The sequence below is a fragment of the Ferrovibrio sp. genome, assembly GCF_025869515.1.
Lineage (GTDB): Bacteria > Pseudomonadota > Alphaproteobacteria > Ferrovibrionales > Ferrovibrionaceae > Ferrovibrio.
In genome coordinates this window covers 32,627-52,833 of the sequence record NZ_JAOZVR010000083.1, presented here as the reverse complement: position 1 = coordinate 52,833, position 20,207 = coordinate 32,627, and the positions used below count along the sequence as shown (strand labels likewise).

The following is a 20,207-nucleotide window of genomic DNA, read 5'->3' as shown; positions in this document are numbered from 1 at the left end:
CTGCGGTGCCGCTGCTGTCCGCCTGCTACTGGGGCGATCCGCCGCCGCCGCGGGTTCCGGTTCAATCCGAACCCGGCCAGTACAAGACCTGTCCCGGCGGCGGGACCGACTGCTGAAACATTGGTGTCCGCAAAAAAAACGGCCCGGCGGTCTTGCGACAGCCGGGCCGGGTCTTGAAATGATTTTCGCCTTACAGGGCGTCGTCGTCGGTTTCGCCGGTACGGATGCGCAGCGCCTTTTCCAGATCGACCACGAAGATCTTGCCGTCGCCGATCTGGCCGGTCTTGGCGGCATTCTGGATCGCCTCGATCACACGATCGGCGAGAGCGGATTTCACCGCCACCTCGATCTTGACCTTTGGCAGGAAGCTGACGGCATACTCCGCGCCGCGATAAATTTCGGTATGGCCCTTCTGCCGGCCGAACCCCTTCACTTCCGTGACGGTCAGGCCCTCGACGCCGAGGCTGGTAAGTGCCTCGCGAACCTCATCGAGTTTGAATGGCTTGATGACTGCCATGACCAGTTTCATGTGTCTCACTCCTCAGCATTGTTGGCCGCTGGCCGGGTTGTTTCCCCCGCCCGGCACGTCGTCGCCACTCCCACCCTTCAAGAACCGTGCCGGTTATACAGCCCGAGTCTGGCCCTACTTTAGCCGGCGGGAGCGGCCACAGGGAAGGCCGCGTCGCGGGATTCTGCCCGAAACGCAGCGACCTGCCGAAAGATTAGGCAGTCGCGCGCGATGAAGCGCCGCGGTCCTGCGCCTGCAGCAGAGCGCGTCCCTCGCGGCCATGGACGAAGCCGTTCGAGAAGCGCAGAGCGCCGGCCAGGGCGGCCAGTCCGGCCTCGGCCTGGGCGGCGGTCAGGCCACCGTCCAGCACGCCGCGGAACAGCCGGCTCACCGCCACCATGTCGATCGCCTGGGGCGACAGCCGGAAATGCCGGATGCCGGCCGCCGCCAGTCCGGGCAGTTCGCCGCTCAGGTTCAGGCAGGTCTGCGACAGCGTCTGGGTCCCGTTGATGGCCAGGAAGGCTTCGCCATCCAGGGTGCGCACCGTGCAGCCGTCGGGGTCGTTGCCGCAGGCATAGCGGCAGGAATCCTTATGCAGACCTTCGGCCCGGGCATGGAAGCAGCGGGCCGAGATCGCCAGCGGCATACGGCCGAAGGCCAGCACCTCCAGTGGAACCGGCGTGCCGGCAACCAGGGCATTGATGGTCGCGCCCGGCAGTTCCGGCGGCAGGCAGACGCGGATGGCGCCCTGCCGCGCCAGATAGGCCAGCGTGCCCTCGTTGTAGACGTTCACATAGGGCCCGATCACATGCGGCCGTCCGGCCAGCCGGCGCACCGCGCCCAGATCGTTGGCCTCGACGGTGCAGCCGGTTTCGCCGGCACCGGCGATCTGCCCCGCCGTCATGCGCGCCTCGCGTTCGGTCATCACCAGGGCGCGCGACGACAGCACCACCTCTTTGCCGCCGCGCTGCAGCCGTTCGATGATGTCGGGCAGCAGCGGATCGAAAAACGGCGCGCGTTTCGAGCAGACGATCTCGCCGAGATAGACGATATCGACTTCGGCCTCGTCGGCGATGCGGGCATAGAAATCCTGCATCTTTTCGGCGGACCAGTGGAACAGCACCGGACCCAGGGTGAGTTTCGGAGTCAGTTGTGCCGTCATCGCCAGCCTTTCCGGTAGGCACCGGAGGTCTCCTGCTGGCCCTCGGCCAGCTGGCGCAGGGCCGCAACGGCGCCCGCGGGTGCATCGCCGCCGGCCATGCCGTCGACCAGGCTGCGGAACTGCCGCACCACTTCGGCGACATAGGCACGGCCGCGCTGGCGGCCCTCGATCTTCAGGGCCTTCACGCCGGCCCTGGCCAGATCGTGCAGGATCTCGCCGGTGCTCAGCGAGGTCGGCTCCTCGAACAGGTAGTCGGCATAGCTGCCGCCCACGGCGAAACGCCCCTTGCACAGGGTGGGGTAACCGGCCTTTTCCGCCTTGTCGAAAATGTTGATGGTCGAGCCGCCGAGGCTGGAGACCAGCGCCTCACCGCGTTGTTCGTAGCGCACATGGCTGGCCGGCGAACACACGCCCTGCCGGTTGGGCGACTGGCCGGTCACGTAGGACGACAGTGAACAGCGGCCTTCCGCCATCGGGCACATGCCACCGAAGGCGAAGACTTCGGTTTCCACCGGGATCTGTCTGGTCAGCTGCGCGATCTCGGCTACGGTCAGCACGCGCGGCAGTACCACGCGGCGCACCCCGAAAGCCTCGTGGTAAAAGCGGATCGCCTCGGCATGCGAGGCGGCGGCCTGCACCGACAGATGCAGGCGCAGGCCGGGATGCTTCGTTGCGGCATAATCCAGCAGGCCGATATCGGCGACGATCACCGCATCGGCGCCCAGCTGCGCCGCATCGTCGATGGCGCGATGCCAGGCCGCCTGATTGCCGGCGGCGGCATAGGTGTTGATGGCGACGAAAACCTCGCGGCCGCGCCGGTGGGCGTAGCCGATGCCGTCGCGCAGCTCCGGCCGGCTGAAATTCAGGCCGGGGAAATTGCGCGCATTGGTTTCGTCGCGGAAGCCGAGATAGACCACATCGGCCCCGGCATCGATGGCATCGCGCAGCGCCGCCGGCGTGCCGGCGGGGCAGACCAGTTCGAGCGGTGCTCCAGTCATGCCGTATCTCCACCCATGATGGTGATCGCCAGCCGCCGGTGCAGGCGGGCGGCCATCCCCGCCATATGCCGGCCCAGCTTTTCCGCCGGTGCCGCAAACGGCCCGCAGGCGGCTGCGCTATCGCCGATCAGGTCGATGCCGGCATCGTCCACCGCGTTGCGCAGCGCCACCACCACTTCCATGTCGCCTTCGACCATCAGGTCGCGCGAGAAAAACAGCGCATCGCCGTCAATGCGGCCTTCCAGCAGCTTCAAAAGTGTCGCCAAGTCGGTCCGGATGGTGGCGCGCGCATCCGTCACGCAGGCCGGATCGACCAGTTCGAGCTGCGGCGGCTGCGCGGCAGGCTGCAGGGTGAGCAGGAAAGCGGCCGGCAGGTCGCGCGGCACGATCAGGCAGGTGGCGCCGGCAAAATCGGCCAGGCGGTCCAGCATGCCCGCATGACGCCGCGCCAGCAGACCGGCGAGTCTGTTGAGCAGCATTTCAGCCAGGTGGCGCGTGCCCGGCAGCAGCAGAAGACGGCGTACCGGCCGTTCGGCAAAACTCACAATGCACTCCTGCTCGCAGACATCGACGGCCTGCGTGGTAGGAGCCTCGCTCCGATCCGTCGTTGACGTGAATCAAGGAAGCGGAGACCTGAGTCGAAGAGGCGGGCCTTGCTGGCCCGCCTCCTTGATCTTCGGCAAACGTCTGATCGCGACTCGCGATCAGTTCGCGAGCAGGCGGTTGGCCGCCGAGGTCACCGCCTTCAGCGAGGCGGCAACGATATTCCGGTCGCGGCCGACCCCGAACAGCGTGGTGCCATCCGCCCGCTTGATCTCGACATAGGCCACTGCCTCGGAGGAGGCGCCGCCCCCTTTTCCATCAACAGACTGGGTGGCTGACGGCGCGATGGCATGTTCGCGATAGTCAATCAGGTTGATCGAAACCCCGGCATGGCGGTTGAGCGCATCGATATAGGCATCGATCGGCCCGGTGCCGTGGCCTTCCAGCTCGATCGTCGTGCCGCCGTCCTTCACGCTGGCGGTCAGGCTGCGCCGCTCGCTCTGGTGCGGGTCGGGCAGGGTGCGGTGGCTGGCGAAGCCGAAGCGGCCAGTTGGTTGATCGAGGTATTCACTACGGAAAGTGTCCCAGATCAGCTTGGGCGAGATTTCCTTGCCGGTGCCGTCGGCGATGCGCTGGATCACCTGGCTGAATTCGATCTGCAGCCGGCGCGGCAGTTCAAGACCATAATCCTGCTCCAGCACATAGGAGATGCCGCCCTTGCCCGACTGGCTGTTGATGCGGATCACCGGCTCGTAGGCGCGGCCCACATCGGCGGGATCGATCGGCAGGTAGGGCACCTCCCAGACGCCGTCGTTGCGCTGCGCCTGCGCCGCCATGCCCTTCTTGATCGCATCCTGGTGCGAACCCGAGAAAGCCGTGAAGGCCAGCTCGCCCACGTAAGGGTGGCGCGGATGCACCGGCAGCTGGTTGCAGTATTCCGCCGTGCGGGCGGCTGCCGTGATGTCGCTGAAATCCAGTTCGGGATCGACGCCCTGGCTGAACAGGTTCATCGCCAGCGTCACCACGTCGACATTGCCGGTGCGCTCGCCGTTGCCGAACAGCGTGCCTTCCACGCGGTCGGCGCCGGCCATCACGCCGAGTTCCGCTGCCGCCACGCCGGTGCCACGGTCGTTATGCGGATGCAGGCTGAGGATGATGCAGTTGCGCTGCTTCACCTTGCGCAGGAAATACTCGATCTGGTCGGCATAGATGTTGGGCGTGCTCATCTCCACCGTGGCCGGCAGGTTGAAGATCACCTTCTTCTGCGGCGTCGGCTGCCACACATCCATCACCGCTTCGCATATCTCGACGGCATAGTCGATCTCGGTGCCGGTGAAGCTTTCCGGCGAATACTGGAACACCCAGTCGGTCTCCGGCGCGGCATCGGCATGCTGCTTCACCAGTCTGGCGCCATCCACTGCGATTTTGGTGATACCGGCCTGGTCGAGGCCGAACACCACGCGGCGCTGCAGCGTCGAGGTCGAGTTGTACAGATGCATGATGGCGCGTTTGGCGCCTTTCAGCGCCTCGAAGCTGCGCGCGATCAGTTCCGGCCGCGCCTGAGTCAGCACCTGGATGGTGACGTCATCGGGGATGAGGTTTTCCCCGATGATCTGGCGCACGAAGGCGAAGTCGGTGTCCGACGCTGCCGGGAAGCCGACTTCGATCTCCTTGAAGCCGAGTTTCACCAGCGCATCGAACATGCGCATCTTGCGCTCGGGCCCCATCGGCTCGATCAGCGCCTGGTTGCCGTCGCGCAGGTCGACGCTGCACCAGGTCGGCGCCCTGGTGATGGTGCGGTTGGGCCAGGTCCGGTCCGGCAGGTTGATCGGCTGGAAGGGACGGTATTTGTGGAAATTCATCTTGTTCATGACTTCGCTCCTGAAGCGAAAACGGATTTTTTGCGATTCGACTTGGGCCCTATACGGCCGCTGACAGAGGCCCGCTGTTCAGCAGCCGTCAGTAAGTCGTAGCGTCAGGAGGTCGGTCAGACCGGGAATCACACCCGGCACCGCGAAGACCGCAGTGCGTGAATATGAGGCGCTGGTATGAGACGGAATGGACGTTTTCAGTTGGGTAGACATGACAAACCGACCGGTTGGTGGACTGCGCGCGCGCCTTCGGACGACCCGACCCTGCTTACAGGATCGGGCAGATAAGAAGGAGGCTGCTCAGTCGGGCGGTTTTGTTCATATCCCCAACAAATTGCCAGTCATGCCGCGCCGCGTCAAGTCAGCCGTTGCCGGAGGCTTGGCACACGGTTAATGTCCCCGCGTTTCAGGGACTTGGATCCCCGAACCCACGGTCTTGGGAAGAGGCGCATGAACAAAGTTTACCCGAATGCGAAGGCGGCGCTGGACGGCATCGTCCGCGACAACATGATGGTGATGTGCGGCGGCTTCGGCCTCTGCGGCCTGCCGGAACGGCTGATCGACGCGCTGATGGACAGCGGCGTGAAGGGCCTGACCTGCGTGTCCAACAATGCCGGCGTCGACGGTGCCGGCCTGGGCAAGCTGCTGGAGACCCGCCAGGTCAAGAAGATGATCTCGTCCTATGTCGGCGAGAACAAGATTTTCGCCAAGCAGTATCTGGCCGGCGAACTGGAGCTGGAATTCAATCCGCAGGGCACCATGGCCGAGCGCATCCGCGCCGGCGGTGCCGGCATCCCGGCCTTCTTCACCAAGACCGGCGTCGGCACCCTGATCGCCGAGGGCAAGGAAGAGCGCATCTTCAACGGCGAGCGCTATATCATGGAAACCGGCCTGGTCGCCGATATCTCGCTGGTGAAGGCCTGGAAGGCCGATACCGCGGGCAACCTGATCTACCGCAAGACCGCGCGCAACTTTAACCCGGCGATGGCGACGGCCGGCAAGATCACCATTGCCGAGGTGGAGGAGATCGTCGAACCAGGCCAGCTGGATGCCGACAACATCCATACGCCGGGCATCTATGTACAGCGCGTCATCTGCGGCGCGCCATACAACAAGATCATTGAAAACCGCACCGTGCGCAAGCGCGCCTGAGCCGAGAGGAGATACGCATCATGGCTTGGACCCGCGATGAAATGGCCGCCCGCGCAGCGAAAGAGCTGAAGGACGGTTTCTACGTCAATCTCGGCATCGGCATCCCGACGCTGGTGTCGAATTACATTCCCGACGGCGTCGATGTGGTGCTGCAGTCGGAAAACGGCATGCTCGGCATGGGCCCATTCCCTTATGAGGGCGAGGAAGATGCCGACCTGATCAATGCCGGCAAGCAGACCATCACCGAACTGCCGCATTCCAGCTTCTTCGGTTCCGACCAGTCGTTCGCCATGATCCGCGGCGGCCATATCGACCTGTCGATCCTCGGCGCCATGCAGGTGGCCGAGAATGGCGATCTGGCCAACTGGATGATCCCGGGCAAGATGGTCAAGGGCATGGGTGGCGCCATGGACCTGGTCGCCGGCGTCAAGCGTGTCGTCGTCGTCATGGAGCACACCTCCAAGGACGGCGAGAAGAAGCTGCTCAAGCGCTGCAACCTGCCGCTCACCGGCGCCGGCGTGGTCGATATGGTGATCACCGACATGGCCGTCTTCTCGATCGACAAGAAGAAGGGCGGCATGGTCCTGCTCGAGCGCGCCCCGGGCGTGTCGCTTGCTGATATCGAGCGCACCACCGAGGCGATGTATACGGTGGCCGCCTCGGCGAAATAGTCGGGGGTCACTGCGCGCGGTCACATTCGCGCGACCGACGGCCCCGGCAGGCAACTGCCGGGGCTTTTTTGTTGCCTGTCCGCTCCCCAGCTAGGAAACTGCAAGGCCCATCCGGACTGGAGGACACATCATGCGCGCTTTCCTGCTCCGTCACCGCAAGCTGCTGGCTGCCGGCCTCGTGCTGAAACTGGCCTTCACCGGCATTGTGGGCACTGCCATGCTCAACCCGTCCTGGGCCCATCACGGCTGGGGCTCGTACGATTCCACCACGGTGCTGACGCTGGACGGCACGGTGGAGAAGATCACGCCCGACAACCCCCATGCCGAATTCCTGCTCAAGACGGCGGACAGGACCTGGCAGGTCACGCTCTCGCCGCCCTACCGCATGGCCAATCGCGGCAAGCCGGTGGCCGATATCAGGGTCGGCGACCGTGTCGTCGCGGTCGGCTATCCCAGCCGCACCACGCCGAACGAGATGCGCGCCGAACGCATCACCCATAACGGCGTCACCGTTGAATTGCGTTAGCGGCAAGCTGCGCTGACCGTGGAGCACGTCGCCTCGCATCATCCCTGGCTGGTGGCGCTGGAGCAGTCCGGCCTCGGCGCCGCGATGCGCCAGTCGCTGTTCCTCTATCCTGCCGTCGAGGTGCTGCACATCCTCGGCTTCGTGCTGCTGGTCGGCAGCATCGTCGGCTTCGATCTGCGCCTGCTCGGCCTGACCCGGCCGCTGCCGGTCTCGCCCTTCGCCCGTCATGCCGTGCCGCTCGCCATGACCGGCTTCTGCATCGCCGTGCCGGCCGGCCTGCTGCTGTTCGCCACCGAGGCGACCAGCATCGCGGTCAATCCGGCCTTCCAGGTCAAGCTCGTCTGTATCGCCATAGGCATGGCCAATGCGGCGCTGTTCCATCTCGGTCCCTGGCGCAGCATGGCGCATTGGGGCGTGGTCAGCGGTGTCGTGCCGGCGACGGCGCGCATCGGTGCCGCGGTATCGCTGCTGGCCTGGATCGGCGCCGTCGCCGGCGGACGACTGATCGCCTATCTGTAGGCATTGTCGGCGCCGCCGCCTTGTTTCGGCCGCAATTGACCGCCGCTCCGCATACATTTTCCTGAAACAAAAAAGCGATGCGCAACAACGAAGCGGAACTGCGCGTGCTGCATCGCGTTAATCAACCGCCACCCTGCCTGGGTTACAGGCGCGGACCACGGCGGATCGCCGCATCGCTTGCTCAAGCATGCCGCAGTCCGCGCGTCATCCCGCCTGATCATAAGGAGAAAACCATGATCGCGCGTCGCACTTTCTTCATGCTTGCCGCTGCCACCATCGCCGTCTCGTCGGTCGCCGCCTGCGCCTCGCGCAGCAACAGCGTCACCGGCACGGTCTCGTATCGCGAACGCCTCATCCTGCCGGCCGATTCCGTCATCGTCACCCGGCTGGAAGACATTTCCCGCGGCCAGTCCTATCCGGCCGTGGTCGCGGAACAGCGTATCGTGCCGAACAGCATGGCGGTGACCTCTTTCTCGCTGCCCTACGACCGCGGCTCAATCAATCCGAATGCCACCTATGTGGTCAATGCCTGGATCGAACAGGGCGGCCGCGTCCTGTTCCGCAACAACAAGGTCTACCAGGTGCTGACCAAGACCGCGCCGATGGGCAACATCCATGTCGAGCTCGAGCAGGTCGCCGCGGTCTTCGTGCCGCAGCCGGTCACCACCGTGCAGCCGGCGCCGGGCACTGTCGTGCAGCAGACCACCACCACGACCACCACGCCGAGCGGCGCCGTGCTCGTGCAGCCGGCCCCGACGCCGGGCACCTATGTGGTGCAGCCGGCCCCGGCCGCACCGCCGGCCGGCACCGTCATCCTGCAGCCGGTTCGCTAAACACCGGTTGAGTCTTCAGCATCAGGGCCTGCCTCCACAGCGGAGGTGGGCCCTGATCTTTTGTATCTGGCCCGACGCCGGGTGTTGACCTGTCCTGTCTCATGTAATAATTAACATTACATGAGACAGGACAGCAAATTGTCAGGTGTGCTTCACGTGCTGCTGCATATGGCGCAGCGGGATGCGCCGGCCACATCCGAAATGCTTGCCAGGGCGATGCAGACCAACCCGGTCGTGATCCGACAGATCATGGCGGGGCTGCGCGAACGCGGCTATGTGCGCTCGGAAAAAGGCCATGGCGGCGGTTGGACGCTGGCCTGCGACCTCTCGACGCTCACCTTGCGGGATGTCTACGAGGCGCTCGGCGAGCCGTCGCTGCTGGCGATGGGCAACCGGACCGAAGCGCCGGGCTGCCTGGTTGAGCAGGCCGTCAACGCTGCGCTCGGCCGCGCCTTCGACGAGGCCGAAGCGATGCTGCTGTCGCGCTTTGCCTCGGTGACGCTCGCGCAACTCCGCGATGACTTTCAAAATCGGCTGGCCGGTCGCAGGCGATCTTACGATCTGGAGGCGGTTCATGCCGGATGACCAAATGATGCAGGCCCTTCTCGCATCCTTCAGCGACCCCGAGCATGCCCGACGGTATGGCGAGGGCCCGCAGCGGTTCATACCAGGCTTTGCCGATCTGCATCGCATGACGGCGATACTGCTCGCCGAGCGCGCTCCGCACCAAGCTCATGTGCTGGTGCTGGGGGCCGGTGGCGGTCTTGAGCTGAAGGCCCTGGCTGCCGCACAGCCGGAGTGGCGCTTTGTCGGCGTCGATCCGGCCGGTGCCATGCTGACCGAGGCGAAACGCCTGCTGGGGTCAGATGCGGCGCGCGTCACGTTTTGCGAGGGATACATCGATGATGCGCCCCTGGGCCCGTTCGATGCCGCAACCTGTCTTCTGACCCTGCACTTCCTGGCGCCGGAAGAGCGCAGGCGCACGCTCGCCCAGCTTCGTCGGCGACTCAAACCCAGCGCTCCGTTCGTGGCAGCGCATATCAGCTTTCCGCAGGACAGTGGTGCCCGTCCGCTCTGGCTGTCGCGGTACGGCGCCTTCGCGCGCGCGTCCGGCGCCGAGCCCGCGCAGGTGGAAAAGATGGTCGCGACAGTCGACGCGCACCTGCCGATGCTGACGCCCGAGCAGGACGAAGCCATCCTGCGCGATGCAGGTTTTTCGGATGTCGCCATGTTCTATGCCGCTATCAACTGGCGCGGTTGGGTCGCCTATGCCTGAAGTCGGACAGCCCTGACTCACGGACAGGGCGTTTCACGGAAAGCGTAGATGCGGTCGTCGGCCGGTGCGAAATCCGCGCGATCCGGTTTTTCCGTTCCGCGCACGGCCCAGTCCGGCGAGATGACGGTCTGGTAGATCAGGCAGGCGGGCCTGCCGTTGCGCTCGCCGCGATGGTATTCCGCTTTGGCCGCCCAGCGGCCGTCCGGCTGCAGCAGCCGCGTCTCGCCATGCTCCACCGCCACGCGCCAGTGCAGGTCGGCGCCCTCGCGCAGCTTCAGCACCACCGGGCCGGACTTTGCCGGCAGGGTGACGGCCTCGGCCAGCACATGGCCGCCGGCCAGCACGGCGCCGGCCTCGAAACGCAGGTCGGGTGCCGGCGCGTCAGCGGCCAGGACCGCCGCCGGCAGCAGCGCGACGATGAGAAGAAGCGGGCGCATGCCCCATGCTAGCAGATCGCGGCCGTGAATCGGAGATGGCGGTTCAGTCGCGGCGCAGCCTGTCGAGCTGCACGGCAGCCTGTTCGCGATGCGCATCGGTGATGCTGGACTCCACCGCCTTGATGGCGGCCAGGATCACGGCGAGGTCGTCGCCATAGCCCATGGCGCCGAAAATGTCGGGGATGAAATCCACCGGTACGATGAAATAGCCGAGCGCGCCGAACAGCACGGCCTTGGCCGTGGCCGAGGTTTTCGGATCGATCGCCGCATAGAAGGCGGCCAGGAAGGTGGTGCCGCCGGGCAGGTAGCTGACGGTCTTTTTCAGCTTGCGCCAGAAGCGCCGCGCCAGCCGCGGCTGTTCGATCTTCAGGCGGGCCGGGTCGGCCGGGACCTGAAAGGCGAGGGGGTTGGGGTCGTGCAGGGCCATGATCGCCCATATGGGGTGCCGGGCGTTCCGCTGCAAGCCTGCTGCATGGCGGCCGGGCCTGTGCCATAACGGACTCGGCAGGTTTTTTTCCAGGGCACTGAATATCCATGGGGATAAGGTCGATCCTGATCTGTGCGATGGCCGTGGCGCTGGGCCTGGCGCAGCCTGGCCATGCCGCCGACAATCCGGCGGCCGGACGCCTCGCCCTGGTCAGCGGCGAGGATTATCCGCCCTTCGCCGATCCGCGCCTGCCCGGCGGCGGTCTGGCGGTGATGCTGGTGCGCCGCGTCGTCGAGGCGATGGGCGCCACCGCCAAGATCGACTTCATGCCCTGGCGCCGCGGCTACGAGGAAACCCTGCGCGGCCGCTACGATGCCACCTTCCCCTATGTGCGCACGGCCGAACGCGAGCGTGACTTCCTCTATTCGGACTCGCTGATCCAGGTGCGGCAGGTTGTCTTCATGTCGGCCGGGCGCCGCTTCAGTTATCGCAGCCCCGAGGATTTGCGCGGGCGCCGCGCCTGCATCGCGCTCGGCTATGCGCCGCCGGCCGTGTTGCAGGCCATGCTCGACCGCGATCTGGTCGCGCGTGTGACGCCGGCCAGCGCCAGCGCCTGCCCGGGACTGGTGGCGGCCGACCGCGCGGATTTCTTCGTGCAGGACGAACGCATCGGCGCTGCCACCGTCGCCCGGGCGGGGCTGGCCGATGCCATCGTCACCGTCGGCAATCTGCCGTTCGGCAGCACCGACCTGCATGTCATCGTGCCGCGTGACCGCCCCGGCGCCGCGGAGCTGATCCGCCGCTTCAACGACGGGCTGCGCCGGCTGCGCGACAGTGGCGACTACGAACATCTGCTGCTGCAATAGCCGCCCCGGCAGCGGGGTGAGCAATCGGGGCCGGACGTAGCCAAATCCGGGCCGATTGGCTATAACCACCGCCCGGAATAGTTACGATATATAACGATTGAGGGAGTGATCCATGGATCTCAAGGGTGTAGGCGCGATCGTCACCGGCGGTGCCTCGGGTCTGGGTGCCGCCACTGCGCGCGCGCTGGCCGGCGCCGGCGCGAAGGTCGCCATCTTCGACATGAATCTGGAACTGGCCGAGCAGACCGCCAAGGAGATCGGCGGCGTGGCGGTCAAATGCGATGTGGCCGACGGCCCCGGCGGCGAAGCCGCCGTGAAGGAGGCCATCGCCAAGGTCGGTCCGGTGCGCGTGCTGGTCAACTGCGCCGGCGTCGGCACGCCGATGAAGGCGGTGGGCAAGGATGGCCCGGTGGCGCTGGAGAAGTTCATCAAGGTCGTGCAGATCAACCTGATCGGCACCTTCAACATGATCCGCCTGGTCGCGCATCACATGCAGCAGCAGCCCGAGATGGCCGACAAGGAACGCGGCTGCATCATCAACACGGCGTCGGTTGCCGCTTTCGACGGCCAGATCGGCCAGCCGGCCTATGGCGCCTCCAAAGCCGGCGTGCATGGCATGACCCTGCCGCTGGCGCGTGAATTCGCCCAGTACGGCATCCGCGTCTGCACCATCGCGCCGGGCCTGTTCGGCACGCCGATGATGTTCGCCCTGCCGCCGGAAGCGCAGGAAAGCCTGGGCAAGTCGGTGCCCTATCCCTCGCGTCTGGGCCGTCCGGAAGAATATGCCGCACTGGCCAAACATATCTGCGAGAACACCATGCTGAACGGCGAGACCATCCGCCTCGACGGCGCCCTCCGGATGGCGCCGCGGTAATTACCCAAAGATCGTCACCCTCGGCCTTGTGCCGAGGGTCCATCTGCGTGTTCCGATGCGCGGAGGGTTGGGATGGATCCTCGGAATAAATCCGAGGATGACGATTTTTTGTAAACGAACGCCTCTGGCTCAGGCCGCCCCATCGGGCGGCCTTTACTTTGCTTAGAATCCGGCCGTCTTTGGCCTTCGGAGGGTGCCCGGAGCCTTGCCGGCCCGGCCGATTCCCGCTACCCCTTGGGCCGACCATTCCCACCCCAGAACTGACGCAAATTCCCGGAGGATTTCCCTATGGCGCGCAAGAAAATCGCCCTGATCGGCGGCGGCAATATCGGTGGCACCCTGGCCCTGCTGGCCGGCATGAAGGAACTCGGCGATATCACCATCTTCGACGTGGTCGAAGGCCTGCCGCAGGGCAAGGCGCTCGACATGGCCCAGGCCGGCGCCGTCGAAGGTTTCGACGCCAAACTGAAGGGCACGCAGGATTATGCCGACATCGCCGGTTCGGATGTCATCATCGTCACCGCCGGTGTGGCGCGTAAGCCCGGCATGAGCCGCGACGACCTGCTCGGCATCAACATCAAGGTCATGCAGGCGGTCGGCGCCGGCATCAAGGCGCATGCGCCGGGTGCCTTCGTCATCTGCATCACCAACCCGCTCGATGCCATGGTCTGGGTGCTGCGCGAAGTCTGCGGCCTGCCGCATAACAAGGTGATCGGCATGGCCGGCGTGCTCGACAGCGCCCGCTTCCGTCATTTCCTGGCCGAGGAATTCAACGTCTCGGTCAACGACGTGAATGCCTTCGTGCTCGGCGGCCACGGCGACACCATGGTGCCGCTGATCCGCTATTCCACCGTGGCCGGCATCCCGGTGCCCGACCTGATCAAGATGGGCTGGTCGACCCAGGAGAAGATCGACAAGATCATCCAGCGCACCCGCGACGGCGGCGCCGAGATCGTCGCCCTGCTGAAGACCGGCTCGGCCTTCTACGCGCCGGCCTCCTCGGCCATCGAGATGGCCGAGAGCTACCTGAAGGACAAGCGCCGGGTGCTGCCCTGCGCCGCCTGGCTCGACAAGGGCAAGTACGGCCAGTCGGGCATGTATGTCGGCGTGCCGGTGGTGATCGGCGCCAATGGCGTGGAGAAGATCGTCGAGATCCAGCTCAATCCGGAAGAGCAGAAGATGTTCGAGCATTCGGCCAATGCCGTGAAGGGCCTGGTCGACGCCTGCAAGCAGATCGATCCGAGCCTCGGCAAGTAAGTATCCGAACACGTCATCCTCGGGCTCGACCCGAGGACCTCTCGCAGGTCTGCAGGAGATGGTCGGGTCAAGCCCGGCCATGACGGAGTGGTAAAGTGAACAGCGGCGCACCGGGCAACTGGCGCGCCGCTTTCGTTTCTATCTTTGTTGACGAGGCATTATTTTTCCTCATTCCAACGTAAGTTTTTGATCGTGGTCCTGCGGTCAATTTCAAGATATTTGCCTTATGCGAGTTGAGTGTGGGCGTGTATTTGTGGGGGCAGCTAAGAGGGTGGATGACTTCGTTTCTTGCGCTGCATTGTTTGTTCGACTCATGCTTTCGGGAGATTTGAAGTGCGCCTGCTGATCGCGATCTTCCTGCCCTTCCTGCTGTTCTTCACCATCGGCCGGCCGATTGCCGGCATCGTCTGCCTGATCCTGCAGATCACCCTGATCGGCTGGATCCCGGCCGCGCTCTGGGCCGTCTACGCGCTCAGCCAGTACAGCACCGCCAAGCAGATCGAGAAGGCAACCGGCCGGCCGGCCGGTTGAGGCGAATGCCCGGTTGAGGCGGCCGCTCTCAGCGCCCGGTTGGGCGGGGACTGTAACGGCCCTTCTGTGCAGCGGGCATCAGACGTTCTGCTCAACTCAAAGCTGTTGATTTTTCCTGCCGAGCCTCGCTAAGATTTATGCAGGTAGGCATTTCGGGGGAATCAAGTGCGACATTTCATGATCGCCGCAGCGCTGGTTGTGGCGCTGGTCGGCTGTACGCGGACTCATCAACTCACCACGACCATGACCCGTCCCGAGGGCGGCCAGCCCCAGGTGGTGCTGATGCCGCTCGACGTCGAATTGTCGGTGTTGAGCGCAGGCGGCGGTCTGGAGCCGCGGGCCGACTGGACGGAAACTGCCAAGTCCTACCTGCTGGAAGCCATCCGCAGCGAAAAGGCCGGCAAGCAGATCGATATGGTGGTCTTCCAGGACGAAAAGGCCGGGGCTGCCCATCAGGACGTGGTCAACCAGCTGATCAAGCTGCATGGCGTGGTCGGCAATTCCATCCTCGTCCATCAGTATGTCCAGGAAGCGGTGCTGCCGAGCAAGGGCGGCAAATTCGAATGGAGTGTCGGTCCCTCGGCCAAGGCGCTGAAGGAGATCTACAAGTCCGACTACGCGCTCTTCGTTTGGGTGCGCGACAGCTATTCCAGCGGCGGCCGTGTTGCGCTGATGCTGCTTGCGGGTGCGGCAGGCATCGGCCTTCCGGGTGGCCAGCAGCTCGGCTTTGCTTCGCTGGTGGAGCTTGAGACCGGCAATGTCGTCTGGTTCAACCTGCTCCATCGCGGCATAGGCGATCTGCGCAGCGCCGAAGGTGCAGTCGGCACCGCACAATACCTGCTCGCACAGCTGCCGAAATGATTGCTGTGGACCGCGGTACAGTCACGTCGCATCGGCGTGGCTTTCTCGGCGGGCTTTGCTCCTGCGCCATGCTGGGACTGGCAGGCTGTGTGACGCAGGGCAACGAACCGCCGCTGACATCTGGCTACAAGCCGGCGGCCAGTACCGATGAAGGCGGCCTGTGGCATGTCATGAATCGCGTGGAAACCGACATCAAGCGGTCCCGCCACCTGATCCGCGACCCGGCCTGGGATGCCTATCTGCGCGGCATCATGACCCGGCTCAGCGCCGACTTCAGCAGCGACATGCGCATCTATCTGATGCGCACGCCGTATTTCAACGCCAGCATGGCACCCAACGGCATGATGCAGGTCTGGACCGGCCTGCTGCTGCGCGTCGACAACGAGGCTGAACTGGCCGCTGTCCTGGGCCACGAAATGGGCCACTACATGCAGCGGCACAGTCTTGCCAAGCTGCGCGATGCACGGGCGCGTGCCGACGTTGCCACGTTTCTCAGTGTCGGCCTGGGTGCTGTGGGCAGCCTCGCAGGTATCGCGATGATGGCGGGACATTTCGCCTTCAGCCGCGAACAGGAGCGCGAAGCCGACGAGATCGGGCTGAATCTCATGACGCGCGCCGGCTATACCCCGATTGCTGCTTCCGAGGTCTGGCAGCAACTGCTGGAGGAGCAGAAAGTCGATCCGAACCCGAAGAACGACAGCATCATGTTCGCCACGCATCCGTCCAACGACGAGCGCATGACCACGCTGCGGGCCCGGGCCGAGGAAACCGGCGTTAAAGGCGAAGCCTACGCCGAGCGGTATCGCGCGAGAATCCGCGACATCCGCTTCATGCTGCTGGAAGACGAACTGCGGTTGCGCCAGTACGAGCGTTCGCTCGTGCTGCTGCAGCGTCTGCAGAAGGAAACGCCGGGTGACGGTGAGTTGGTCTATTTCGAGGCCGAAACCTATCGCCTGCGCGACAAGGACGGCGACAGAACCCTGGCCGAAACCACATACGAGCGGGCATTGCTGGCGCCAGACGCGCCGCCGCAGGCCTGGCGGTCCCTCGGCCTGGTGCAGCGCCGCGATGGTCGGCACGAAGCCGCCCAGCAGTCTTTCAAGAAGTATCTCGATCTGCGGCCGGATGCCGAAGATCGGGCCATCATTGCCAGCTATATGGAAAAATCCGCATGAACCGCTTCATCCTGTCCCTGCGCCGCGTCGCGGCGCTTGCCATTCTCGTTGTCCTGACCGCCTGCACGGCCTATTCGCTGGTGCCGGCCGCAACCACCGACGTGGCTAATTTCCGGGTCGAGAACGACATTGCCTGGAACAAGGCCAACAAGCTGCGCGTCGAAAGCGCCGCGCCGCTGGCCTACTGGACCGCTGACGGTCCCGCTCTGAACTACATCCTCTTCGTCGGCGGTGTGAAGGATGGTGGTTATGTGCTGCGCCAGATGGGCACCACTGAAACTGTCAACAACCTGGTTTTCCGTAATGGCATGAGCGCGACCGAGATCGTTGAACTCTGGGAAGCGTCGATGACCAAGATGAACACCACGTCGATCGCCAAGGGCAGCAATATCCAGCCGGCGGATTTCGGCGGTACTGCGGGTTTCAAGTTCGATTTCCAGTATGTCGCCAAGGACGAGGTCGACCGGTCGGGCGTCGGCTATGCGGCCGTGAAGGACGGCAAGCTGTATCTGATCTTTTTCTCCGGCACCAAGCTGCACCACTTCCCGATGCGGCGGGCCAGCGCACTGCGCATCATGGAATCGGCCAAAATCACCGGCTGATCGACGCGGACTTCCTGAAAAGCCGGGCAGGTAGACCCGGCTTTTCTTTTACCCGGAATGTTGCTATAATGTTCTCATCTACGGGTATTTCCTGTCCGGATGGACAGGGAGAAGTTGAATGAAGCGGAATAAGCCGGAATAAGCCCCGGATAAGGTCGGGATAAGCCGGAATAAGCTGCGGTTAAGCCGCATTAAGCGCCGGATAAGCTGGCTGAAGCGCGAAATAAGCCGGGATAGGCACCGGCCAGGCACCAGCCAGGGACCGGGCAGGCGCCGCGAATGTCGGGTTGCAATTGTGAACTTGCCCCTTGCCGGTCAGGGGTTTAGGTCTTTTCAGCAGGAATCGAACGCGCGTTCAGGAGACCCCGATGTCCGCATCCCCCGCTGTCCCGGCAATGCCCGCCTGGCGCACCCCGCTGCTGGTCATCATCGTCGGCTGCACCATTGCCCTGCTGAATTTCGGGGTGCGCTCGGGCTTCGGCCTGTTCCTGGAGCCGATCAGCGTCGCCAATGGCTGGGGCCGCGAGGTGTTTGCCTTCGGTATCGCCATCCAGACCGTGCTCTGGGGCTTCGGCCAGCCCTTCGCCGGCGCCATCGCCGACCGCTACGGCTCCGGCCGCGTGCTGGCGGTGGGCGCGCTGCTCTATGCCGCCGGCGTCGCGCTCACCGCCTATTCGGCCACGCCGCTGATGCTCAACCTCACGCTCGGCGTGCTGCTCGGCATGGGCTTGGCCGGCACGTCGTTTACCGTGGCGCTGGCCGCCATCGCCCGCATGGTGTCGCCCGAGCGGCGCTCCTGGGCGCTCGGTCTGGGCACGGCCGCCGGCTCGATGGGCCAGTTCCTCATGGTGCCGCTCAGCCAGGGTTTCATCGCCGCCTGGGGCTGGCAGATCGCGCTGCTGCTGCTCAGCCTGTTCGCGCTCGCCATCGTGCCGCTGTCCAGCGTGCTGGCCGGCAGGGCGCCCGAAGGCAGCGGTCCGAAGCAGTCGATGGGCGAGGCGCTGAAGGAGGCGGGTGTCCAGAAAAGCTACTGGCTGCTGATCTCCGGCTTCTTCGTCTGCGGCTTCCACGTCTCCTTCATCCAGACGCATCTGCCCGCCTATATCGTCGATCGCGGCCTCGATCCGCAGACCGGCGCCTGGGCGCTGGCGCTGGTCGGGCTGGCCAATGTGGTCGGCTCGTATACCGCCGGCGTGCTGGGCGGCAAGCGCAGCAAGAAATACCTGCTCAGCTTCATCTACGGCGCCCGCGCCGTGGTGATCGCCGTCTTCGTGATGCTGCCGATGACACAGGTCAGCGTGCTGATCTTCGCCTTCTGCATGGGCCTGCTCTGGCTTTCCACCGTGCCGCTCACCTCGGGGCTGGTGGCGCAGATTTTCGGGCCGCGCTACATGGCCACGCTCTTCGGTATCGTGTTCTTCAGCCACCAGGTCGGCGGCTTCCTCGGCGTCTGGCTCGGCGGCCGGCTGTTCGATCTCACCGGCTCCTACGATGTGGTCTGGTGGATCTCGCTCGGCCTCGGCGTGTTTGCCGCCATCGTGCACTGGCCGATCGACGAGCGCCCGCTGGTGCGCGTGGCCCCGGCGGCCGCGGCGGCCGCGGCGGCCGAGTAAGGGTCTCATGGCGGCGCCGCATCGCCTCGCGCTCGGTTTTGTCGCGGCGGTCCTGCTGCTCTGGGCCGGCCTGTTCGGCTGGACCCTGCAGCGCGCCGCGCTGCCGCCCGAGGCCAGCGGCCGGGTGGTCGCGGTCTATCCCTTCGGCTGGGATACGCTGGCGGTGACGGCGGCGGCGACGCAGACGGAAGCCCGGCTGGTGCGGCAGACCTGGCTGCCCAATGCGGTGGAAGTCGCGTCCGACGAGGCCGGCTTCGCCGCGCGGCTGCGCGACAGCGGCGCCATTGCCGTCTATCGCGCCCAGCCCTTCACGCTGTTCACGCTGGCCGGCTGCACCGGCCTGCCGCCGGTGTTTCCGTCACTCCGCCGCTTCGGCTGAGCCGCCGACTTCCACTGTGGTGTGCGGCATCGCTTCGATGCCGAGTTTCTTCAGCAGGGTCGCGTCGCGGTCCTGGCCCGGGTTTTTCGTGGTCAGCAGCTTCTCGCCCAGGAAGATCGAGTTGGCGCCGGCGAGGAAACACAGCGCCTGCAGTTCCTCGCTCATCTGCTCGCGGCCGGCCGAGAGCCGCACCATCGATTCCGGCATGACAATGCGCGCCACCGCGATGGTGCGCACGAAGTCGATGCCGTCGAGCGGCGCCTGGCCGTCCAGCGGCGTGCCTTCCACCTGCACCAGCATGTTGATCGGCACGCTGTCGGGATGCGCCGGCAGGGTGGCCAGGCTGTGCAGCAGCCCGCTGCGGTCCCCGGCCTTTTCGCCCAGGCCGACGATGCCGCCGCAGCAGACCTTGAGGCCCGCCGCGCGCACGTTCGACAGCGTATCCAGCCGATCCTGGTAAGTCCGCGTGGTGATGATCGCGCCGTAATGTTCGGGCGAGGTATCGAGGTTGTGGTTGTAGTAATCCAGTCCGGCCTCGCCCAGCCGCGTAGCCTGGTCCGGTGTCAGCATGCCGAGCGTGGCGCAGGTTTCCAGTCCCAGCGCCTTCACCTCGGCGACCATGGCGCAGACCTTGTCGAGGTCGCGCTCCTTCGGGCTGCGCCAGGCCGCACCCATGCAGAAGCGGCTGGCACCGGCCGCCTTGGCGGCGCGGGCGGCGTCCAGCGTCTCGTCCAGACCCATCAGCTTCTCGGCCTTTACGCCGGTGTCGAACTGGGCACTTTGTGGGCAATAGGCGCAGTCTTCCGGGCAGCCGCCGGTCTTGATGCTGAGCAGGGTGCTCATCTGCACCTGGTTCGCGGCGAAGTGGCGGCGGTGCACCTGCTGGGCAAGAAACAGCAGGTCGCTGAAGGGCAGGGCGAACAGCGCATCGATTTCTGCACGCGTCCAGTCGTATCGCGGTGCTGCAGTGGTGCAGCGGGCGGTCAGCGCGGTGATATCCACAAGGCCGGTGGCGGTCATGCTGGGCTCCTCACTGAAAACGGCGGCCTGCACTAACCCGCCCGGTGTCGCCTGTCCAGTCCCGCTTCGTCTTGCTGACCGGATGGCCGTAGTTTACCTTGCGACG

General features: G+C 65.2%; 24 protein-coding genes. 16 read left to right on the top strand and 8 right to left on the bottom strand.

Annotation, left to right across the window (positions count from 1 at the left end):
- Window positions 1-190: 190 nt before the first annotated feature.
- The 5 genes from OJJ21_RS13495 to leuA form a co-directional block, all read right to left on the bottom strand.
- A complete protein-coding gene (locus OJJ21_RS13495; RefSeq protein ID WP_290811128.1) occupies window positions 191-529 on the bottom strand; it encodes a P-II family nitrogen regulator in 339 nt (112 codons plus the stop codon).
- A gap of 193 nt (window positions 530-722) precedes the next feature.
- Complete coding sequence (locus tag OJJ21_RS13490; RefSeq protein WP_297687098.1) at window positions 723-1,670, bottom strand: U32 family peptidase; 948 nt, start codon at window positions 1,668-1,670, stop codon at window positions 723-725.
- The gene (locus OJJ21_RS13485; RefSeq protein WP_297687097.1) at window positions 1,667-2,668 is read right to left on the bottom strand and encodes a peptidase U32 family protein; all 1,002 of its coding nucleotides are present in this window, start codon (window positions 2,666-2,668) and stop codon (window positions 1,667-1,669) included. Before OJJ21_RS13485 ends, OJJ21_RS13490 begins: the two co-directional genes overlap by 4 nt.
- On the bottom strand, window positions 2,665-3,213 hold the full coding sequence (locus OJJ21_RS13480; RefSeq protein WP_297687096.1) for an SCP2 sterol-binding domain-containing protein: 549 nt from the start codon (window positions 3,211-3,213) through the stop codon (window positions 2,665-2,667). The genes OJJ21_RS13485 and OJJ21_RS13480 overlap by 4 nt, the downstream gene beginning before the upstream one ends.
- A 159-nt stretch (window positions 3,214-3,372) precedes the next feature.
- Entirely contained in the window at window positions 3,373-5,082 is a 1,710-nt protein-coding gene (gene leuA, locus OJJ21_RS13475; protein WP_297687095.1) for a 2-isopropylmalate synthase, read from the bottom strand.
- Between the two features lie 450 nt (window positions 5,083-5,532).
- Here leuA and OJJ21_RS13470 point away from each other — a divergent pair, with 450 nt between their 5' ends.
- The 7 genes from OJJ21_RS13470 to OJJ21_RS13440 all read left to right on the top strand — a co-directional run bounded on the left by OJJ21_RS13470 (window position 5,533) and on the right by OJJ21_RS13440 (window position 10,059).
- Window positions 5,533-6,234, top strand: coding sequence for a CoA transferase subunit A (locus OJJ21_RS13470; RefSeq protein ID WP_297687094.1), 702 nt, complete (start codon window positions 5,533-5,535; stop codon window positions 6,232-6,234).
- 20 nt (window positions 6,235-6,254) lie between these two features.
- Window positions 6,255-6,905, top strand: a complete 651-nt coding sequence (locus OJJ21_RS13465; RefSeq protein ID WP_297687093.1) for a 3-oxoacid CoA-transferase subunit B — start codon at window positions 6,255-6,257, stop codon at window positions 6,903-6,905.
- 130 nt (window positions 6,906-7,035) lie between these two features.
- Window positions 7,036-7,431, top strand: coding sequence for a DUF6152 family protein (locus OJJ21_RS13460; protein ID WP_297687092.1), 396 nt, complete (start codon window positions 7,036-7,038; stop codon window positions 7,429-7,431).
- A gap of 18 nt (window positions 7,432-7,449) precedes the next feature.
- Entirely contained in the window at window positions 7,450-7,950 is a 501-nt protein-coding gene (locus OJJ21_RS13455) for a hypothetical protein (RefSeq protein WP_297687091.1), read from the top strand.
- A gap of 233 nt (window positions 7,951-8,183) precedes the next feature.
- Window positions 8,184-8,783 carry a YbaY family lipoprotein gene (locus OJJ21_RS13450; protein WP_297687090.1) on the top strand — a complete coding sequence of 200 codons (600 nt, stop codon included), beginning with the start codon at window positions 8,184-8,186 and terminating at the stop codon, window positions 8,781-8,783.
- A 120-nt stretch (window positions 8,784-8,903) separates the two neighbouring features.
- Complete coding sequence (locus OJJ21_RS13445) at window positions 8,904-9,368, top strand: Rrf2 family transcriptional regulator (protein WP_297687089.1); 465 nt, start codon at window positions 8,904-8,906, stop codon at window positions 9,366-9,368.
- The gene (locus OJJ21_RS13440; protein WP_297687088.1) at window positions 9,301-10,059 is read left to right on the top strand and encodes a class I SAM-dependent methyltransferase; all 759 of its coding nucleotides are present in this window, start codon (window positions 9,301-9,303) and stop codon (window positions 10,057-10,059) included. The genes OJJ21_RS13445 and OJJ21_RS13440 overlap by 68 nt, the downstream gene beginning before the upstream one ends.
- Window positions 10,060-10,076: 17 nt before the next feature.
- Here OJJ21_RS13440 and OJJ21_RS13435 read toward each other — a convergent pair whose 3' ends face one another.
- On the bottom strand, window positions 10,077-10,496 hold the full coding sequence (locus OJJ21_RS13435; protein ID WP_297687087.1) for a hypothetical protein: 420 nt from the start codon (window positions 10,494-10,496) through the stop codon (window positions 10,077-10,079).
- Window positions 10,497-10,539: 43 nt separating this feature from the next.
- On the bottom strand, window positions 10,540-10,923 hold the full coding sequence (locus OJJ21_RS13430) for a YkvA family protein (RefSeq protein ID WP_297687086.1): 384 nt from the start codon (window positions 10,921-10,923) through the stop codon (window positions 10,540-10,542).
- Window positions 10,924-11,030: 107 nt separating this feature from the next.
- Here OJJ21_RS13430 and OJJ21_RS13425 point away from each other — a divergent pair, with 107 nt between their 5' ends.
- The 9 genes from OJJ21_RS13425 to OJJ21_RS13385 all read left to right on the top strand — a co-directional run bounded on the left by OJJ21_RS13425 (window position 11,031) and on the right by OJJ21_RS13385 (window position 19,081).
- Window positions 11,031-11,789, top strand: coding sequence for a transporter substrate-binding domain-containing protein (locus OJJ21_RS13425; RefSeq protein WP_297687084.1), 759 nt, complete (start codon window positions 11,031-11,033; stop codon window positions 11,787-11,789).
- A gap of 112 nt (window positions 11,790-11,901) precedes the next feature.
- Window positions 11,902-12,663, top strand: coding sequence for an SDR family NAD(P)-dependent oxidoreductase (locus OJJ21_RS13420; protein WP_297687082.1), 762 nt, complete (start codon window positions 11,902-11,904; stop codon window positions 12,661-12,663).
- 288 nt (window positions 12,664-12,951) lie between these two features.
- Entirely contained in the window at window positions 12,952-13,920 is a 969-nt protein-coding gene (mdh, locus tag OJJ21_RS13415) for a malate dehydrogenase (RefSeq protein WP_297687080.1), read from the top strand.
- A 333-nt stretch (window positions 13,921-14,253) separates the two neighbouring features.
- Window positions 14,254-14,451 (top strand): YqaE/Pmp3 family membrane protein, encoded by a 198-nt coding sequence (locus OJJ21_RS13410; RefSeq protein WP_297687078.1) that lies wholly within the window; start codon window positions 14,254-14,256, stop codon window positions 14,449-14,451.
- A 177-nt stretch (window positions 14,452-14,628) separates the two neighbouring features.
- The gene (locus OJJ21_RS13405; protein WP_297687076.1) at window positions 14,629-15,312 is read left to right on the top strand and encodes a hypothetical protein; all 684 of its coding nucleotides are present in this window, start codon (window positions 14,629-14,631) and stop codon (window positions 15,310-15,312) included.
- The gene (locus OJJ21_RS13400; RefSeq protein WP_297687075.1) at window positions 15,309-16,487 is read left to right on the top strand and encodes a M48 family metallopeptidase; all 1,179 of its coding nucleotides are present in this window, start codon (window positions 15,309-15,311) and stop codon (window positions 16,485-16,487) included. The genes OJJ21_RS13405 and OJJ21_RS13400 overlap by 4 nt, the downstream gene beginning before the upstream one ends.
- A complete protein-coding gene (locus OJJ21_RS13395) occupies window positions 16,484-17,089 on the top strand; it encodes a hypothetical protein (protein WP_297687073.1) in 606 nt (201 codons plus the stop codon). The genes OJJ21_RS13400 and OJJ21_RS13395 overlap by 4 nt, the downstream gene beginning before the upstream one ends.
- Window positions 17,090-17,457: 368 nt before the next feature.
- A complete protein-coding gene (locus tag OJJ21_RS13390; protein ID WP_297687071.1) occupies window positions 17,458-18,702 on the top strand; it encodes an MFS transporter in 1,245 nt (414 codons plus the stop codon).
- Window positions 18,703-18,709: 7 nt separating this feature from the next.
- Window positions 18,710-19,081 (top strand): hypothetical protein, encoded by a 372-nt coding sequence (locus tag OJJ21_RS13385; protein WP_297687069.1) that lies wholly within the window; start codon window positions 18,710-18,712, stop codon window positions 19,079-19,081.
- Here OJJ21_RS13385 and bioB read toward each other — a convergent pair.
- Window positions 19,061-20,101 carry a biotin synthase BioB gene (gene bioB / locus OJJ21_RS13380; protein WP_297687067.1) on the bottom strand — a complete coding sequence of 347 codons (1,041 nt, stop codon included), beginning with the start codon at window positions 20,099-20,101 and terminating at the stop codon, window positions 19,061-19,063. The genes OJJ21_RS13385 and bioB overlap by 21 nt on opposite strands.
- Between the last annotated feature and the right edge of the window lie 106 nt (window positions 20,102-20,207).

Coding starts and splice junctions, on each gene's coding strand:
- OJJ21_RS13425 (WP_297687084.1), top strand. CDS start 11,031: ATGGGGATAAGGTCGATCCTGATCTGTGCGATGGCCGTGGCGCTGGGC.
- OJJ21_RS13460 (WP_297687092.1), top strand. CDS start 7,036: ATGCGCGCTTTCCTGCTCCGTCACCGCAAGCTGCTGGCTGCCGGCCTC.
- bioB (WP_297687067.1), bottom strand. CDS start 20,101: ATGACCGCCACCGGCCTTGTGGATATCACCGCGCTGACCGCCCGCTGC.
- OJJ21_RS13405 (WP_297687076.1), top strand. CDS start 14,629: ATGATCGCCGCAGCGCTGGTTGTGGCGCTGGTCGGCTGTACGCGGACT.
- leuA (WP_297687095.1), bottom strand. CDS start 5,082: ATGAACAAGATGAATTTCCACAAATACCGTCCCTTCCAGCCGATCAAC.
- OJJ21_RS13385 (WP_297687069.1), top strand. CDS start 18,710: ATGGCGGCGCCGCATCGCCTCGCGCTCGGTTTTGTCGCGGCGGTCCTG.
- OJJ21_RS13395 (WP_297687073.1), top strand. CDS start 16,484: ATGAACCGCTTCATCCTGTCCCTGCGCCGCGTCGCGGCGCTTGCCATT.
- OJJ21_RS13470 (WP_297687094.1), top strand. CDS start 5,533: ATGAACAAAGTTTACCCGAATGCGAAGGCGGCGCTGGACGGCATCGTC.
- OJJ21_RS13495 (WP_290811128.1), bottom strand. CDS start 529: ATGAAACTGGTCATGGCAGTCATCAAGCCATTCAAACTCGATGAGGTT.
- OJJ21_RS13485 (WP_297687097.1), bottom strand. CDS start 2,668: ATGACTGGAGCACCGCTCGAACTGGTCTGCCCCGCCGGCACGCCGGCG.
- OJJ21_RS13465 (WP_297687093.1), top strand. CDS start 6,255: ATGGCTTGGACCCGCGATGAAATGGCCGCCCGCGCAGCGAAAGAGCTG.
- OJJ21_RS13430 (WP_297687086.1), bottom strand. CDS start 10,923: ATGGCCCTGCACGACCCCAACCCCCTCGCCTTTCAGGTCCCGGCCGAC.
- OJJ21_RS13490 (WP_297687098.1), bottom strand. CDS start 1,670: ATGACGGCACAACTGACTCCGAAACTCACCCTGGGTCCGGTGCTGTTC.
- OJJ21_RS13440 (WP_297687088.1), top strand. CDS start 9,301: ATGACTTTCAAAATCGGCTGGCCGGTCGCAGGCGATCTTACGATCTGG.
- OJJ21_RS13400 (WP_297687075.1), top strand. CDS start 15,309: ATGATTGCTGTGGACCGCGGTACAGTCACGTCGCATCGGCGTGGCTTT.
- OJJ21_RS13445 (WP_297687089.1), top strand. CDS start 8,904: ATGAGACAGGACAGCAAATTGTCAGGTGTGCTTCACGTGCTGCTGCAT.
- mdh (WP_297687080.1), top strand. CDS start 12,952: ATGGCGCGCAAGAAAATCGCCCTGATCGGCGGCGGCAATATCGGTGGC.
- OJJ21_RS13390 (WP_297687071.1), top strand. CDS start 17,458: ATGTCCGCATCCCCCGCTGTCCCGGCAATGCCCGCCTGGCGCACCCCG.
- OJJ21_RS13450 (WP_297687090.1), top strand. CDS start 8,184: ATGATCGCGCGTCGCACTTTCTTCATGCTTGCCGCTGCCACCATCGCC.
- OJJ21_RS13420 (WP_297687082.1), top strand. CDS start 11,902: ATGGATCTCAAGGGTGTAGGCGCGATCGTCACCGGCGGTGCCTCGGGT.
- OJJ21_RS13435 (WP_297687087.1), bottom strand. CDS start 10,496: ATGCGCCCGCTTCTTCTCATCGTCGCGCTGCTGCCGGCGGCGGTCCTG.